Raw genomic sequence first — 13108 nt, forward strand, 5'->3', positions numbered from 1 at the left:
TTCATGCCGGTTTGGGGAGGCGTTGCAAGGGCATAAATCGAGAGATTTTGGGATGGTTACATCCATGCGAGGGTTGCATCGGCCGCCACGCGCTGGATGGGTTGACCGCGGGCACATGCCCGTTCAACTTCCCGTCCAAATCAAGGGGAGAGAAGTCGATGGAACGGCTCAAGGGCAAGACGGCGATGGTGGTCGGCGCGGGTTCGATCGGGCCCGGCTGGGGCAACGGCAAGGCGACCGCGGTGACTTTTGCTCGCGAGGGTGCGCAGGTGTTCTGCGTCGATCGCAACGCGGCGGCGGCCGAAGAGACCGTGAAGATCATCACGGGCGAGGGCGGCAAGGCGGCGGCCTTCACCGCCGACGTCTCGCGCGCCGCCGAAGTCGAGGCGATGGTGGCGGCGTGCCTGAAGACCTATGGCCGTATCGATGTGCTCGACAACAATGTCGGCATTGCCGAGATGGGCAGCGTGGTCGAGACGACGGAGTCCGAATGGGACCGCGTGTTCGCGGTCAATCTCAAGAGCGCCTTCCTCGCCATGAAGCACGTTATTCCGGTGATGCAGAAGCAGGGCGGCGGCTCGATCATCAATATTTCGTCGATCGCCTCGATCCGTCACGTCGGCATTTCCTACGTCTCCTATGGGGCGTCGAAGGCGGCGATGAACCAGATGACGCGCACCACGGCGGTGCAGTTCGCAGCCGATCATGTCCGGGTGAACTGCATTCTGCCGGGCTTGATGAAAACGCCGATGGTCGAGCACTCCGCAGGGCTTGCGGCGAGTTATGCCAAGGGCGATGTCGAGGCGATGTGGCGGGCTAGGGATTCGCAAGTGCCGATGGGGCACATGGGCGACGCCTGGGATGTCGCCAATGCGGCGCTGTTTTTGGCTTCCGACGAATCCCGCTACGTCACCGGGCTCGAACTCGTGGTCGATGGCGGGATGACGGCGAGGTCGGCATAAGCCAAGCGCGGGTTCGGGCTCCCGCTACTGCGCCATCGCCAATATGCCGCCGGCAAAGGAGTGCCACATCGGCGTCATGCTGATCGGCCAGTTCAGCAGCTTCACGGCGATCAGCGCGGCGCCGCCATAGATATAGACCGGATGCGGGCGGCCGCGCGTGCGCCAGTCGTGCACGACGGCAACAACGAGCAGCAGATAGGCGACGAAGGCCGGCGGGATGGTGACCGGCACCGGCGGCGGGCCGAGCGGCCCGGGAGGCGCCAGGAAGGTGAGAAACCAGCGCGCCACGGCTGCATCCAGCAGCGAAATGCCGGCCAGCAGCATCAGCCGCTTGTGGGTTTCGCCCCGGCGGATGTTCGCAATGGCCAGCGCGAACACCACCGCAAAGAAAACAATGCCGCTGAGCGGGACGATCGCAAACGCGATGCCTTCACTGGTCAGCCCCGCCGCCGCCGATCGCTTCATCGCGTTGACCGCAACCAGGAAGCCGAAAATCGTCATCGCGGTCGCCAGCGACACGCCGATCATTCCGATTGCGCGGTGCCGGGTGACATTTCCCGATGCGGCGAGCCAGGTCTGGAACGCAAAGTAGAGCGACCAGGCAAAAAACAGCAGGCCGTGAAAATGGACGACGGGCGAGGCTGACAGCGATCGCGACATCATCGGGAGCCAATAGGTCGGGGCAAAGCCGAGAAACGCGACGGCCGTGCAGGCCAGCGCCATGTAGAAGTAAAAATAGCCGGTTTGGGAATACGCGATCGCGCGCGGCGGAGTCGTGTCGGTCAGGATGGTCATGGATTTGAGTCGACCGGAAAGGGGAAAGGTTCAACGAAAATTCTTCAATGGATAGACACACTTGCACGCGAAAAGCGCGGCTTCCCGGACGTCATGCTTCAGCCAAAATCGAAATTCGCGTTGGCCGCTGTCGGAAGCGCACCTCGCTTGCTAGGATTGTCCGTCGTCGAGAGCGTTTTTCCGGGTCTGTTGATGCGAGGTTGTCCTATCATCCGCAATATTGTCGTCGCTTCCCTGCTGTGGACGGCGTTCGTGCAAGCCGCCTTTGCAACCGGCGCCGAGCCAGCCAGGGATCCGCAAGTCGATCCCGCGCCTTGCATTGCGGCGGCGGCGGCCAATGACGACGACAAGACCATCAGCATTTGCGGCGCGTTGATCGGCAACGAAAAGACCGCGAGGTCCGACCGCATCAAGGCATTGATCGCGCGTGGCGGCGCCAACGATCGCAAGGATCTGATCGACCGCGCCATTGCCGATTATGACGGCGTGCTGCGGCTCGATCCGGCGCTGGCCGATATCTTCAACGCGCGCGGCGAACTCTGGCGCAAGAAGGGTGACCGGCCGAGGGCATTGCAGGACTTCGGCGTGGCGATCAAGCTCAACCCGGAGCATCCCACCGCGCGCGGCAATTACAAATCGCTGGCGCAGGAACTCGAGCGTCTCGGCGCGCTGATGGCGGTCTACAACAGGCCGAGCTTCAACTGCGCCACCACGAAGCAGCCGGTGGAAAAGGCGATCTGCGCCAGTCCGGACCTTGCCAAGTTTGACCGCGAGATCAGTGCCGTGAATACCAAGGTGGTCCGCGATGCGAGTGCCGACAGCCCGCGCGCCCGTGCCCTGCAGCGTGAGCAGGATGATTTCGTCGCCCGCCGCAGCGCCGCCTTCGGCCAGCCGGGTTACGATTTGCGGAGGGCCATGAAGGAACGGCTCGACCAATTGCTGGCGATCGAGTCGCGCTGAATGGTGGTCGGGCTTTAGCCGATCGCCAAGTTGTTCCGGCTTGATCTCGCGCCGCTTCCCGTGACAATGCGTGGCAAATATGATTGCCGCCCCGTCGTCATGGCCGGGCTTGTCCCGGCCATCCACGTCTTGCTTATCCAACTGGCAGCAAAGACGTGGATGCCCGGGACAAGCCCGGGCATGACGAGTGGGTGGGCCACGGGAGAAACGCCATGAACATCCACGGAAAGAGCCGGTACCACGAAATCCACGCCCGCTCGCTGAGGGATCCCGAAGGCTTTTGGGCCGAGGCTGCGCGCGAGATCGACTGGATCGAGGCCCCAAAGAAAATCTTCGATCCCACGATGGGACCCTACGGCCGCTGGTTCACGGATGGTGTCGTCAACACCTGCTACAACGCGCTCGACCGCCATGTCGCAGGCGGACGCGCCGATCAGGTGGCGCTGATCCACGACTCGCCGCTGACCAATACCGTTTCCAGATTCACCTATGCGCAGATGCTGAAAGAGGTGCAGACGCTCGCGGCCGTCATGCAGGATTTCGGCGTCGCCAAGGGCGATCGCGTCATTCTCTATATGCCGATGGTGGCGGAGGCGGTGTTCGCGATGCTGGCCTGCGCGCGGATCGGCGCTGTTCATTCGGTGGTGTTCGGCGGTTTTGCGGCGAAAGAGCTCGCGAGCCGGATCGAGGACGCGAAGCCAAAACTGATCTTCTCGGCGAGCTGCGGTATCGAGCCCGGCCGCATCGTGCAATACAAGCCGCTGCTCGACGAGGCGATCCGGCTGTCGAGCGTCAAGCCGGAAACCTGCGTGATCCTGCAGCGGCCGCAACAGGCCTGCGAACTTAACGAGGGCCGCGACCACGACTGGGCGCAATTACGCAGCGCCGCGCTCGATGCCGGCAAGGCCGCGCCATGCGTGCCGGTCAAGGCGATCGATCCGCTGTACATCCTCTACACTTCAGGCACCACGGGGATTCCAAAGGGCGTCGTGCGCGACAATGGCGGGCATCTGGTCGCGCTGAAATGGTCGATGTTCAACCTCTACGGCGTCAAGCCCGGCGAGGTCTGGTGGTGCGGCTCCGACATCGGCTGGGTGGTCGGCCACAGCTACATCATCTACGGGCCGCTGATCCATGGCGCGACCTCGATTATGTACGAGGGCAAGCCGGTCGGCACGCCGGACGCCGGCGCGTTCTGGCGCGTGATCTCCGAGCACCAGGCGGTTGCTTTCTTCACCGCGCCGACCGCGTTCCGCGCCATCAAGAAGGAAGACCCTGATGGCACCTTCATCCGGAAATACGACCTGTCGAAATTTCGCACGCTGTTTCTCGCCGGCGAACGCGCCGATCCGCCGACGGTGGAATGGGCGGAGCAGCAGCTGAAGGTGCCTGTCATCGATCACTGGTGGCAGACCGAGACCGGCTGGTGCATCGCCGGCAATCCGGTGGGGCTCGGCATGCTTCCTGTGAAGCATGGTTCGCCGACGGTACCGATGCCGGGCTATCAGGTCGATGTGGTCGACGAGGCGGCAAGACCGGTGCCCGCGGGCACCATGGGCTCGATCGTCATCAAACTGCCGATGCCGCCGGCCTGCCTGCCGACGCTGTGGGAGCAGGAGGCGCGTTTCAAGGAAGCCTATCTCACCGAATTCCCCGGCTATTACAAAACCTCCGACGCCGGCTACAAGGATGAAGACGGCTATGTGTTCGTGATGGGCCGCACCGACGACATCATCAACGTCGCCGGCCACCGGCTTTCCACCGGCGGCATGGAGGAAATCCTGGCCTCGCATCCCGACGTCGCCGAGTGTGCGGTGCTCGGCATCAAGGATGCGATCAAGGGCGAGGTGCCCTGCGGTTTCCTGGTGCTGAAGGCCGGCGTTTCGAAGGGCCCGGCGGAGGTCGAGAAAGAAGTCGTGGCGCTGGTGCGCGACAAGCTCGGCCCGGTCGCCGCCTTCAAGCTCGCGATCACGGTCGGCCGCCTGCCCAAAACCCGCTCCGGAAAGATTCTGCGCGGCACCATCAAGAAAATCGCCGACGGCGATGCCTGGACCATGCCGGCGACCATCGAGGATCCCAAGGTGCTCGACGAAATCGGCGACGCGCTGAAGGGCAGGGTGTAGCTGCTAGCACCGTCATTCCGGGATGGTGCGTTAGCACCAGACCTCAGGTGCGCAATTGCGCACCGGGGAATCTCGAGATTCCGGGTTCGATGCTGCGCATCGCCCCGGAATGACGGGTTTCATTCCAGCAAAATGCCTTGATTTCGATGGATTGCCGGGTCAAGCCCGGCAATGACGAAACCGGACCCATGGATCAGTCATGCGACATAACCCCGCTCGACTTCTCATCGCCCTGCTACTCACCGCCCCGCTGCTCGCCGGCTGCCTGGAGAAGGGCCAGCCGACCATGGCCGATACCAGCGCCGACGACGATGCGTTCTGCCGCGCCAACAATGTTGCGCCGGGGTCGAACGACTACGTCATCTGCCGCAAGAACCGCGACGTGCAACGCGGCAATGCCAACGCCCGCACCGACCGTGCCCAGCGAAACCTCGCCGAGCAAATGCTGAACAATCCGACCAGGCCGTGATCAGGAGGTCATCATGAACGAAGACGTTTTCAACACCAGCCTGCGCGGCTTTCTCAAGAAGGTCGGCATCACCTCGCAGCGCGAAATCGAAAAAGCGGTCCGCGACGCCGTCGCCAGCGGCCGCCTCAAGGGCAACGAAAAACTGCCGGCCAAAATGGTTCTGACCATTGGCGGCATCAGCCTCACGCACGAGATTAACGACGAGATCGAATTGGGCTGAGCGAACGCCTTCCTTCCCCTCTCCCCTTGTGGGAGAGGGTGGCTGCGATGCGGAGCATCGCAGACGGGTGAGGAGTTGTCTCCGCGGATAGAAACCCCTCATCCGGCGCGCTTCGCGCGCCACCTTCTCCCACAAGGGGAGAAGGAAGAAAGAAGCACTTCAGCCTTTTTGGAAAGACGTAATTCATGGACATCAAGGTCAGGGATTCCAACGGCGCGCTGCTCGCCGAGGGCGACACCGTCACGCTGATCAAGGACCTGAAGCTGAAGGGCTCGTCCACCGTGCTGAAGCGCGGCACCGTGATCAAGAACATCCGCCTCACCGACAACGAAGACGAGATCGAAGGCCGCACCGACAAGGTCAAGGGGCTGGTGCTGCGCACGGAGTTCTTGAAGAAGGCGTGAGGGGAGTTTGCCGCAGCGAGGCACGCAGCCAACTACCGCTCATTCTTCGAATCGATGTTATAAGAAACCCATGGAACCGATTGCCATCAAACTGCTGGGCTTTGCCGCCGCAACGTGCACGACGCTCGCTTATGTCCCGCAATTCGTAAAAGTCTGGCGAACCCGCTCGACGGAGGACATTTCGCTCGGAATGTTTCTCGTCATGGTGGTCGGCATCCTGCTGTGGCTGGTGTACGGCCTGCTTTCCGGAGATGGGCCGTTGATCGTCGCCAATGCCATCACGATCGTGCTGGCCGGCGGAGTTTTGTTCATGAAACTGAAATACGGTTGAGCACCTAGGCATTGAAATACAAAAGCCTGCCAATACAAAAACGCGGCAGGTTGCCCCGCCGCGTTTGAAATCCCGTAACCGGAATACGGGAAACCTATTCCTCTTCGTCGTCCTGCTTCTTGCCGCCGATCCCCTTCAACTTCGCAAACACCGCATCCACGTTGAGGTCGTCGCGCTGCTTTTCGGTCGGCTCGAATTCCGGCTCCTTCTTGGTGGTCTCGGAGGCCGGCAGCAGGGTGGCGCCGCCGTAGGCCGCGGGGACCGGCTTTTCCTTGGCGGCGCGCTGCACCTCGAAATCGAGCTCGATCTGCGAGCACAGGCCCAATGTCACCGGGTCCATCGGGGTCAGGGTCGAGGCGTTCCAATGGGTGCGGTCGCGGACTGAGGCAATGGTGGTCTTGGTGGTGCCGACCAGGCGCATGATCTGGGCGTCCTTCAGCTCGGGATGGTTGCGCACCAGCCAAAGGATCGCGCTCGGCCGCTCATGGCGGCGCGACACCGGGGTGTAGCGCGGGCCCTTTTTCTTGGCCGCCGGGGGCAGGGTAACCTTGCTCTCGCCGAGCTTGAGGCGGTAATTCGGGTCCTTTTCGCCCCTTTCGATCTCGTCGCGGCTCAATTGGCCGGTCGAAATCGGGTCCATGCCCTTGATGCCCTGCGCCGCGTCGCCGTCGGCGATGGCGCGGACCTCCAGGGGGTGCATTTTGGTGAAATCGGCCACCTGGTCGAAGGTCAGCGCGGTATTATCAACCAGCCACACGGCAGTCGCCTTTGGCATCAGCGGTGCATTGCTCATGGCAAATCTCCTTTGTGCCTCGCCCACCTCTTTTGGAGGCGAAGTCTGCGGTCATCGGGGATGACGGGAATTCCGGGCCTATATACCCCTTGAGGGCCTATTGGCGCAATGGCCTGCTAAAGTGCCTTGACAGCGCCCAAAAGCAGCCCCAAGTCCTTATACGAATTGGCCGTTCCCCGCCCACTGGCGAGGGGTGATTCGGTCCCTGAGATAGCCCCCATGTCTTCCTTGTCAGCGTCAGCCAAACCCGACCTGAAAATCGTGCTTTGTTCCCCCCGCGGCTTCTGTGCCGGCGTGGTACGGGCAATCGACACCGTCGAGCGGGCGCTCGCGATCTATGGCGCCCCCGTCTATGTCCGCCACGAGATCGTGCATAACCGCTATGTCGTGGACAGCCTGAGGACCAAGGGCGCGATCTTTGTCGAGGAACTGGCCGAAATTCCCGACAATACCAACGCACCGGTGGTGTTCTCCGCCCACGGCGTGCCGAAGTCGGTTCCGGCGGACGCCCGCGCGCGCAATTTTTTCTCGCTGGATGCCACCTGCCCGCTGGTCACCAAGGTGCATCGCGAGGCCGCGATCCATTTCAAGCGCGGCCGTGAAATCCTGCTGATCGGGCATTCCCATCATCCGGAAGTGGTCGGCACGCTCGGCCAGTTGCCGCCGGGCGCGGTGACGCTGATCGAGACCAACGAAGACGCCAAGACGTTCACGCCGAAGAACCCGGACAACCTTGCCTTCGTGACCCAGACGACGCTGTCGATCGACGACACCGCCGAGATCGTCGCGATGCTGAAGGAGCGTTTCCCGAACATCTCCGGCCCGCACAAGGAAGACATCTGCTACGCCACCACCAACCGCCAGCTTGCGGTGAAGAAGGTGGCGCCGGTGGTTGACGCCCTGATCGTGGTCGGTGCGCCGAACTCGTCGAACTCGCAGCGCCTGCGCGAAGTCGCCGAGCGCGAGGGCTGCCCGGTCTCGGTGCTGGCGCAGCGCGCCAGCGATCTCGACTGGTCGCGGTTCGAAGGCATCAAGAGCCTCGGCATCACGGCGGGCGCCTCCGCGCCGGAAGTGATCGTCGAGGAGATCATGGGCGCGTTCGCCGAGCGCTATACGCTGCATGTGGAGACGGTCTCGGCCGCGGAAGAAAACGAATTCTTCCCGCTGCCGCGTTCGCTGCGGCCCGACGCAGCTTAGGGCGCGTCTGCCATGGCGGTTTACACGGACGTTGCCGCCGAAGACCTCGCGGAGTTCATCAAGAGTTACGATATCGGCGAATTGCTCTCCTACAAGGGCATCGCCGAAGGCGTCGAGAATTCCAACTTCCTGATGCACACCAGCAAGGGCGCCTACATCCTCACGCTGTATGAAAAGCGCGTGGCGGTGGACGATCTGCCTTACTTCCTGTCGCTGATGGCGCATCTGGCCGAGCGCGGCGTGCATTGCCCGCAGCCGGCGAAAAACCGCCAGGGCGAAGTCTACAGCCATCTCGTCGGGCGGCCAGCTGCGATCATCAATTTCCTCGAAGGCATGTGGCCGCGGCGGCCCAACGCCGCGCATTGCAGCGGCGTCGGCGGGGCGCTCGCCAAAATGCATCTGGCGGGCGGCGACTTTCCGATGTTCCGGAAAAATCCGCTGTCGGTCGAGGGATGGCGGCCGCTGTTCGACCTGTCGGCGCCGCGTGCCGACAGCGTGCAGCCGGGCTTGGGCGATTTCATCGCCCGCGAACTCGATCACCTCGAGGCGAACTGGCCAAAGGATCTGCCGCTCGGCGTCATCCATGGCGATCTCTTCAACGACAACGTCTTCTTCCTCGGCGACAAGCTGTCCGGGCTGATCGACTTCCCGTTTTCCTGCAACGATATCCTGGCCTACGACGTCGCGATCTGCCTCAACGCGTGGTGCTTCGAGCCGGATCATTCCTTCAACGTCACCAAGGCGCGGGCGCTGCTCGGCGCCTATGGCCGCGAACGGAAATTGTCCGATGCCGAGCAGGATGCGCTGCCGCTATTGGCGCGCGGCTCCGCGCTGCGCTTTTTGCTGACGCGTCTGGTCGATTTCCTCGACGTGCCGCCAGGCGCGCTGGTGAAGCCGAAAGACCCGCTCGAATATGTCCGCAAGCTGCGCTTCCACCAGAGCGTCCAGTCCGCGCGCGATTACGGCCTGATGCAGGCGGGATGCGCCGCGTGAGCGATTCCAAGCCGCATGTCACGGTATTCACCGACGGCGCCTGCTCGGGCAATCCCGGCCCCGGCGGCTGGGGTGCGATCCTGAAATTCGGCGACACCGAAAAGGAATTGAAGGGCGGCGAAGCGCACACCACCAACAACCGCATGGAATTGATGGCGGCGATCTCGGCGCTGGAAGCGCTGAAGAAAGCCTGCGTCGTCGACCTCACCACCGACAGCCAATATGTGCGCAAGGGGATCACGGAGTGGATCCACGGCTGGAAGCGCAACGGCTGGCGCACGTCCGACAAGAAGCCGGTCAAGAATGTCGACCTGTGGCAGCGCCTCGACGCGGCGCTGAAGGCGCATGAGGTGCGCTGGCACTGGATCAAGGGCCACGCCGGTCACGACGAGAACGAACGCGCCGATCAGCTGGCCCGCGACGGCGTCGCGATGGCACGGTTGAAGGCGTAGGCTGACGCGCCACGCGATGCCGCGATAACCACAGCTGTCATCACCCGCGAAAGCGGGTGATCCAGTATTCCAGAGACGATTGAGATAAAGCCGAGAGGCCGCGGCGTACTGGGTCGCCCGGTCAAAGCCGGGCGATGACAGTTGTATGTGTGGCTACACCATCAACCCGTCATTGCGAGCAAAGCGAAGGCAATCCATAGAGCGGTAAAGCAAGTATGGATTGCTTCGTCGCTTTGCTTCCTTGCGCAAACGCTTTGCGTTTGTCGCAGGCAATGACGAATAACTTACAGCTGCCCCAACAGCGTATCGCCGCCGGAAACCTCGACCTTGCCGGGCGCCGGCTCGAGGTTGAGCTTCTTGACCACGCCGTCTTCTACCAGCATCGAATATCGCTTGGAGCGGATGCCGAGGCCGTTGCCGGACGCGTCGAGCTCCATGCCGATCGCCTTGGTGAAGTCGGCATTGCCGTCGGCGAGGAATGTGGCTTCGTCGCGCTGGTCGGTGTCGCGCTTCCAGGCGTTCATCACGAAGGCGTCGTTGACGGAGACGATCGCGATGGTGTTCACGCCCTTGTCCTTGATGGCGTAGGCGTTGAGGAAGATGCTCGGCAGATGCATCTTGTGGCAGGTGCCGGTATAGGCGCCGGGCACCGCGAACAGCGCGACCTTCTTGCCCTTGAAAATATCGTCGGTGGTTTTGACCTGCGGCCCTTCCGCCGTCATCACGCGAAACTTGGCTTCCGGCAGCTTGTCGCCAACTTGGATCGTCATCGTCAATTCTCCCTCAATGAGCGGATGTGTCTTATAGCGTTTTCGAGCGAAGTGGGTACCGGTTCGCGTGAAGAAAACGCGTCAAAACAAGACTAACCTTTGCGGATGACCGGCACAATATTCGGTGTCCCGGAAACGGCAATGCCGCCGTGCCTTCACTGTTCTGTCATCAGCCGGTAAAGCCGCCGGCGTCGAGGAATGCCTGTTCTTCAGGCGTCGTTTCGCGCCCCAGGATGCGGTTACGGTGCGGAAAGCGCCCAAACCGGCGGATGATGTCGGCGTGATGCTCGGCGTATTCCCTGTTTTCGGTATTGGCCGTGCCGCTGAACAATTCGATGCAGCGCAGCTGGTCGGGCAAATGTTCCGAATGCATGAACGGCAGATAGAGGAATTCGAGCAACGCCGGGTCGATGCGCTTGTCGGTGCCCCGGTCGATGGCGCGGGCGGCGACGTCGCGCGCCAGCCTGTCGCTCGCATAGGTCAGTGCGTCACCACGAAACATGTTGCGGGGAAACTGGTCGAGCACGATGGTGAGCGCCAGCGCGCCGTCATCGCTGGCTTCCCAGGCCGACAACTCGCCTGCGGCCGCCTTCCGCCACAGCTCGAGATACCGCTGACGCACTTCGGCGTCGAACGCGTCGTCGCGCTTGTACCAGCGGTCGTGGCCGGCTTCGCGCCAGAATCCGAGGATGTCAGCCGGCACAGGCTCGCGAGCGTCAGACATGATCGGACGCTCGCGCTAGAGCGTTTTCAAGCGAAGTGGGTACCGGTTCGCGTGAAGAAAACGCGTCAAAATAAAAAGATAGCATTGGCCTTCAGGCCGCGGCCTTCTTTTCGTCGCGCAGTTCGCGGCGCAGGATCTTGCCGACATTGGTCTTGGGCAGGTCGGTTCTGAACTCGATCTGCTTTGGGACCTTGTAGGCGGTCAGCTGCGTGCCGCAGAACTTGATGACGTCCTCGGCCGTCAGGTTCGGGTCCTTCTTGACGATGAAGGCCTTGACCGCTTCGCCTGACTTGGAGTCCTGGACGCCGATCACGGCGCATTCCAGCACACCCGGATGGCTGGCGATCACTTCCTCGATCTCGTTCGGATAGACGTTGAAGCCGGAGACCAGGATCATGTCCTTCTTGCGGTCGACGATCTTGGTGTAGCCGTCCGGCGTCATCACGCCGATGTCGCCGGTGCGGAAGAAGCCGTCCGCCGTCATGACGTTCGCGGTCTCTTCCGGTCGGTTCCAGTAGCCGGCCATCACCTGCGGACCCTTGGCGCAGATCTCGCCGGCTTCGCCGAGCGGCACTTCATTGCCGTCGTCGTCGCGGATCGAGAGGTAGGTCGAGGGCACGGGAATGCCGATCGAACCGGAGAACTTGTCGGTGTCGGCCGGGTTGCAGGTCAGCGTCGGCGAGGTTTCCGACAGGCCGTAGCCTTCCGACAGCGCGCAGCCAGTGACCTTGAGCCATTTCTCGGCCACGGCCTTTTGCGTCGCCATGCCGCCGCCGAACGAGGTCTTCAGCTTGGAGAAATCGACCTTCTCGAAACCGGGCGAGTTCAGCAGGCCGTTATACAGCGTGTTGACCGCCGGGAAGCTGTTGACCTGGTATTTCATCAGCTCCTTGATGAAGCCCTGCATGTCGCGCGGGTTCGGGATCAACAGATTGACGCCGCCGGCCCGCACCCCGAGCAGGAAGCACGCCGTCAGCGCGAAGATGTGATAGAGCGGCAGCGCGCAGACGATGAACAGTTCGTCGACATGCGGCGGCTTCTTCAGCGCCGGCTGCAGCCAAGCGTCGTTCTGCAGCACGTTGGCGAGGATGTTGCGGTGGAGCAGCGTCGCGCCCTTGGAAACGCCTGTGGTGCCGCCGGTATATTGCAGGAAGGCGACGTCATCGCGGCTGAGCTGCGGCTTGTTGAGCTTCATGCCGCGGCCGGCGGCCAGCGCGTCGTTGAACGAAACCGCGCCCGGGATCGACCAAGCCGGCACCATCTTCTTCACCTTGCGGACCACCAGATTGACGATCACGCCCTTGAAGCCGAGCAGGTCGCCCATGCTGCCGACGATCACATGCTTGACCGCGGTCCTGGCGATCACCTGCTGCACCGTGGTGGCGAAATTCTCCAGCACCACGATCGCCTCGGCGCCGGAATCCTTGAGCTGATGTTCGAGCTCGCGCGGGGTGTAGAGCGGGTTGACGTTCACCACCGCATAGCCGGCGCGCAGTACGGCGGCGGTCGAGACCGGATACTGCAGCACGTTCGGCATCATCAGCGCGACGCGGGCGCCCTTTTGCAGGCCCTTGCTCTGCAGATAGGCGCCAAGGGCAGCCGACATCTGGTCGAGGTCGCGGTAGCTGATCGACTTGTCCATGCAGATGAACGCCTTGCGGTCGGCGAACTTCTTGAAGCTCTCTTCCAGCAACTCGACGAGCGACGAGTACTGATTGACGTCGATATCGGCGGGCACGCCGGCCGGATATTGCTTGAGCCAGATCCGCTCCATGGTATTTCCCCTCTGGTTAGTTCCCGATTTCTCGAATTCTTGGGCCGGGATGCCTTGTTTTGGGCAGTATTGAGAATGCCGCCGCCGATGGCAAGCGGCTGCGCGCTATCGACGCATTGGGAATCGACAAGTCCACGTCCG

Annotated in this window: 15 protein-coding genes; 10 read left to right on the forward strand and 5 right to left on the reverse strand. The window is 62.5% G+C overall.

Features of this window, described 5'->3' with window-relative positions; translation table 11 throughout:
- The first annotated feature begins 158 nt into the window (after positions 1 to 158).
- On the forward strand, positions 159 to 962 hold the full coding sequence (locus JQ600_RS28995) for an SDR family NAD(P)-dependent oxidoreductase (RefSeq protein WP_212265201.1): 804 nt from the start codon (positions 159 to 161) through the stop codon (positions 960 to 962).
- Between the two features lie 24 nt (positions 963 to 986).
- Here the strand turns inward: JQ600_RS28995 and JQ600_RS29000 are convergent, their stop codons facing one another.
- On the reverse strand, positions 987 to 1757 hold the full coding sequence (locus tag JQ600_RS29000; protein WP_212386378.1) for a hypothetical protein: 771 nt from the start codon (positions 1755 to 1757) through the stop codon (positions 987 to 989).
- 192 nt (positions 1758 to 1949) lie between these two features.
- On the opposite strand from JQ600_RS29000, the gene JQ600_RS29005 reads away from it, so the two are divergent.
- From JQ600_RS29005 to JQ600_RS29030, 6 genes are all read left to right on the forward strand, one after another.
- A complete protein-coding gene (locus tag JQ600_RS29005; RefSeq protein ID WP_212386379.1) occupies positions 1950 to 2717 on the forward strand; it encodes a hypothetical protein in 768 nt (255 codons plus the stop codon).
- A 212-nt stretch (positions 2718 to 2929) separates the two neighbouring features.
- Positions 2930 to 4840 (forward strand): propionyl-CoA synthetase, encoded by a 1911-nt coding sequence (locus JQ600_RS29010; RefSeq protein ID WP_212386380.1) that lies wholly within the window; start codon positions 2930 to 2932, stop codon positions 4838 to 4840.
- Positions 4841 to 5039: 199 nt separating this feature from the next.
- On the forward strand, positions 5040 to 5309 hold the full coding sequence (locus JQ600_RS29015; protein ID WP_212265197.1) for a hypothetical protein: 270 nt from the start codon (positions 5040 to 5042) through the stop codon (positions 5307 to 5309).
- Positions 5310 to 5322: 13 nt separating this feature from the next.
- Complete coding sequence (locus JQ600_RS29020) at positions 5323 to 5529, forward strand: DUF6494 family protein (protein ID WP_212265196.1); 207 nt, start codon at positions 5323 to 5325, stop codon at positions 5527 to 5529.
- Positions 5530 to 5714: 185 nt separating this feature from the next.
- Positions 5715 to 5933 (forward strand): alkylphosphonate utilization protein, encoded by a 219-nt coding sequence (locus JQ600_RS29025; RefSeq protein ID WP_212386381.1) that lies wholly within the window; start codon positions 5715 to 5717, stop codon positions 5931 to 5933.
- A gap of 70 nt (positions 5934 to 6003) precedes the next feature.
- The gene (locus tag JQ600_RS29030; RefSeq protein ID WP_211994205.1) at positions 6004 to 6264 is read left to right on the forward strand and encodes a SemiSWEET transporter; all 261 of its coding nucleotides are present in this window, start codon (positions 6004 to 6006) and stop codon (positions 6262 to 6264) included.
- Between the two features lie 94 nt (positions 6265 to 6358).
- Here JQ600_RS29030 and JQ600_RS29035 read toward each other — a convergent pair whose 3' ends face one another.
- A complete protein-coding gene (locus tag JQ600_RS29035) occupies positions 6359 to 7057 on the reverse strand; it encodes a DUF1013 domain-containing protein (protein ID WP_212265193.1) in 699 nt (232 codons plus the stop codon).
- Between the two features lie 219 nt (positions 7058 to 7276).
- On the opposite strand from JQ600_RS29035, the gene ispH reads away from it, so the two are divergent.
- The 3 genes from ispH to rnhA are packed head-to-tail and all read left to right on the forward strand — an operon-like array spanning position 7277 to position 9699.
- The gene (gene ispH, locus JQ600_RS29040) at positions 7277 to 8254 is read left to right on the forward strand and encodes a 4-hydroxy-3-methylbut-2-enyl diphosphate reductase (RefSeq protein ID WP_212265192.1); all 978 of its coding nucleotides are present in this window, start codon (positions 7277 to 7279) and stop codon (positions 8252 to 8254) included.
- A 12-nt stretch (positions 8255 to 8266) separates the two neighbouring features.
- Complete coding sequence (locus tag JQ600_RS29045; protein ID WP_212386382.1) at positions 8267 to 9247, forward strand: homoserine kinase; 981 nt, start codon at positions 8267 to 8269, stop codon at positions 9245 to 9247.
- Positions 9235 to 9699 (forward strand): ribonuclease HI, encoded by a 465-nt coding sequence (rnhA, locus tag JQ600_RS29050; protein WP_212265190.1) that lies wholly within the window; start codon positions 9235 to 9237, stop codon positions 9697 to 9699. Before JQ600_RS29045 ends, rnhA begins: the two co-directional genes overlap by 13 nt.
- A gap of 284 nt (positions 9700 to 9983) precedes the next feature.
- Here rnhA and JQ600_RS29055 read toward each other — a convergent pair whose 3' ends face one another.
- From JQ600_RS29055 to JQ600_RS29065, 3 genes are all read right to left on the reverse strand, one after another.
- Positions 9984 to 10469, reverse strand: a complete 486-nt coding sequence (locus JQ600_RS29055; RefSeq protein WP_192735294.1) for a peroxiredoxin — start codon at positions 10467 to 10469, stop codon at positions 9984 to 9986.
- A gap of 169 nt (positions 10470 to 10638) precedes the next feature.
- Positions 10639 to 11193, reverse strand: coding sequence for a DUF924 family protein (locus tag JQ600_RS29060; protein ID WP_212386383.1), 555 nt, complete (start codon positions 11191 to 11193; stop codon positions 10639 to 10641).
- Between the two features lie 91 nt (positions 11194 to 11284).
- Positions 11285 to 12967 carry a long-chain fatty acid--CoA ligase gene (locus JQ600_RS29065; RefSeq protein WP_212386384.1) on the reverse strand — a complete coding sequence of 561 codons (1683 nt, stop codon included), beginning with the start codon at positions 12965 to 12967 and terminating at the stop codon, positions 11285 to 11287.
- Positions 12968 to 13108 lie beyond the last annotated feature (141 nt).

This window comes from Bradyrhizobium sp. AUGA SZCCT0176, assembly GCF_018130145.1.
In the GTDB taxonomy this organism is placed as follows: domain Bacteria; phylum Pseudomonadota; class Alphaproteobacteria; order Rhizobiales; family Xanthobacteraceae; genus Bradyrhizobium.

Coding starts and splice junctions, on each gene's coding strand:
- JQ600_RS29020 (WP_212265196.1), top strand. CDS start 5,323: ATGAACGAAGACGTTTTCAACACCAGCCTGCGCGGCTTTCTCAAGAAG.
- ispH (WP_212265192.1), top strand. CDS start 7,277: ATGTCTTCCTTGTCAGCGTCAGCCAAACCCGACCTGAAAATCGTGCTT.
- JQ600_RS28995 (WP_212265201.1), top strand. CDS start 159: ATGGAACGGCTCAAGGGCAAGACGGCGATGGTGGTCGGCGCGGGTTCG.
- JQ600_RS29005 (WP_212386379.1), top strand. CDS start 1,950: ATGCGAGGTTGTCCTATCATCCGCAATATTGTCGTCGCTTCCCTGCTG.
- JQ600_RS29025 (WP_212386381.1), top strand. CDS start 5,715: ATGGACATCAAGGTCAGGGATTCCAACGGCGCGCTGCTCGCCGAGGGC.
- JQ600_RS29030 (WP_211994205.1), top strand. CDS start 6,004: ATGGAACCGATTGCCATCAAACTGCTGGGCTTTGCCGCCGCAACGTGC.
- JQ600_RS29010 (WP_212386380.1), top strand. CDS start 2,930: ATGAACATCCACGGAAAGAGCCGGTACCACGAAATCCACGCCCGCTCG.
- JQ600_RS29035 (WP_212265193.1), bottom strand. CDS start 7,057: ATGAGCAATGCACCGCTGATGCCAAAGGCGACTGCCGTGTGGCTGGTT.
- JQ600_RS29055 (WP_192735294.1), bottom strand. CDS start 10,469: ATGACGATCCAAGTTGGCGACAAGCTGCCGGAAGCCAAGTTTCGCGTG.
- JQ600_RS29045 (WP_212386382.1), top strand. CDS start 8,267: ATGGCGGTTTACACGGACGTTGCCGCCGAAGACCTCGCGGAGTTCATC.
- JQ600_RS29015 (WP_212265197.1), top strand. CDS start 5,040: ATGCGACATAACCCCGCTCGACTTCTCATCGCCCTGCTACTCACCGCC.
- JQ600_RS29065 (WP_212386384.1), bottom strand. CDS start 12,967: ATGGAGCGGATCTGGCTCAAGCAATATCCGGCCGGCGTGCCCGCCGAT.
- JQ600_RS29060 (WP_212386383.1), bottom strand. CDS start 11,193: ATGTCTGACGCTCGCGAGCCTGTGCCGGCTGACATCCTCGGATTCTGG.
- JQ600_RS29000 (WP_212386378.1), bottom strand. CDS start 1,757: ATGACCATCCTGACCGACACGACTCCGCCGCGCGCGATCGCGTATTCC.
- rnhA (WP_212265190.1), top strand. CDS start 9,235: ATGCGCCGCGTGAGCGATTCCAAGCCGCATGTCACGGTATTCACCGAC.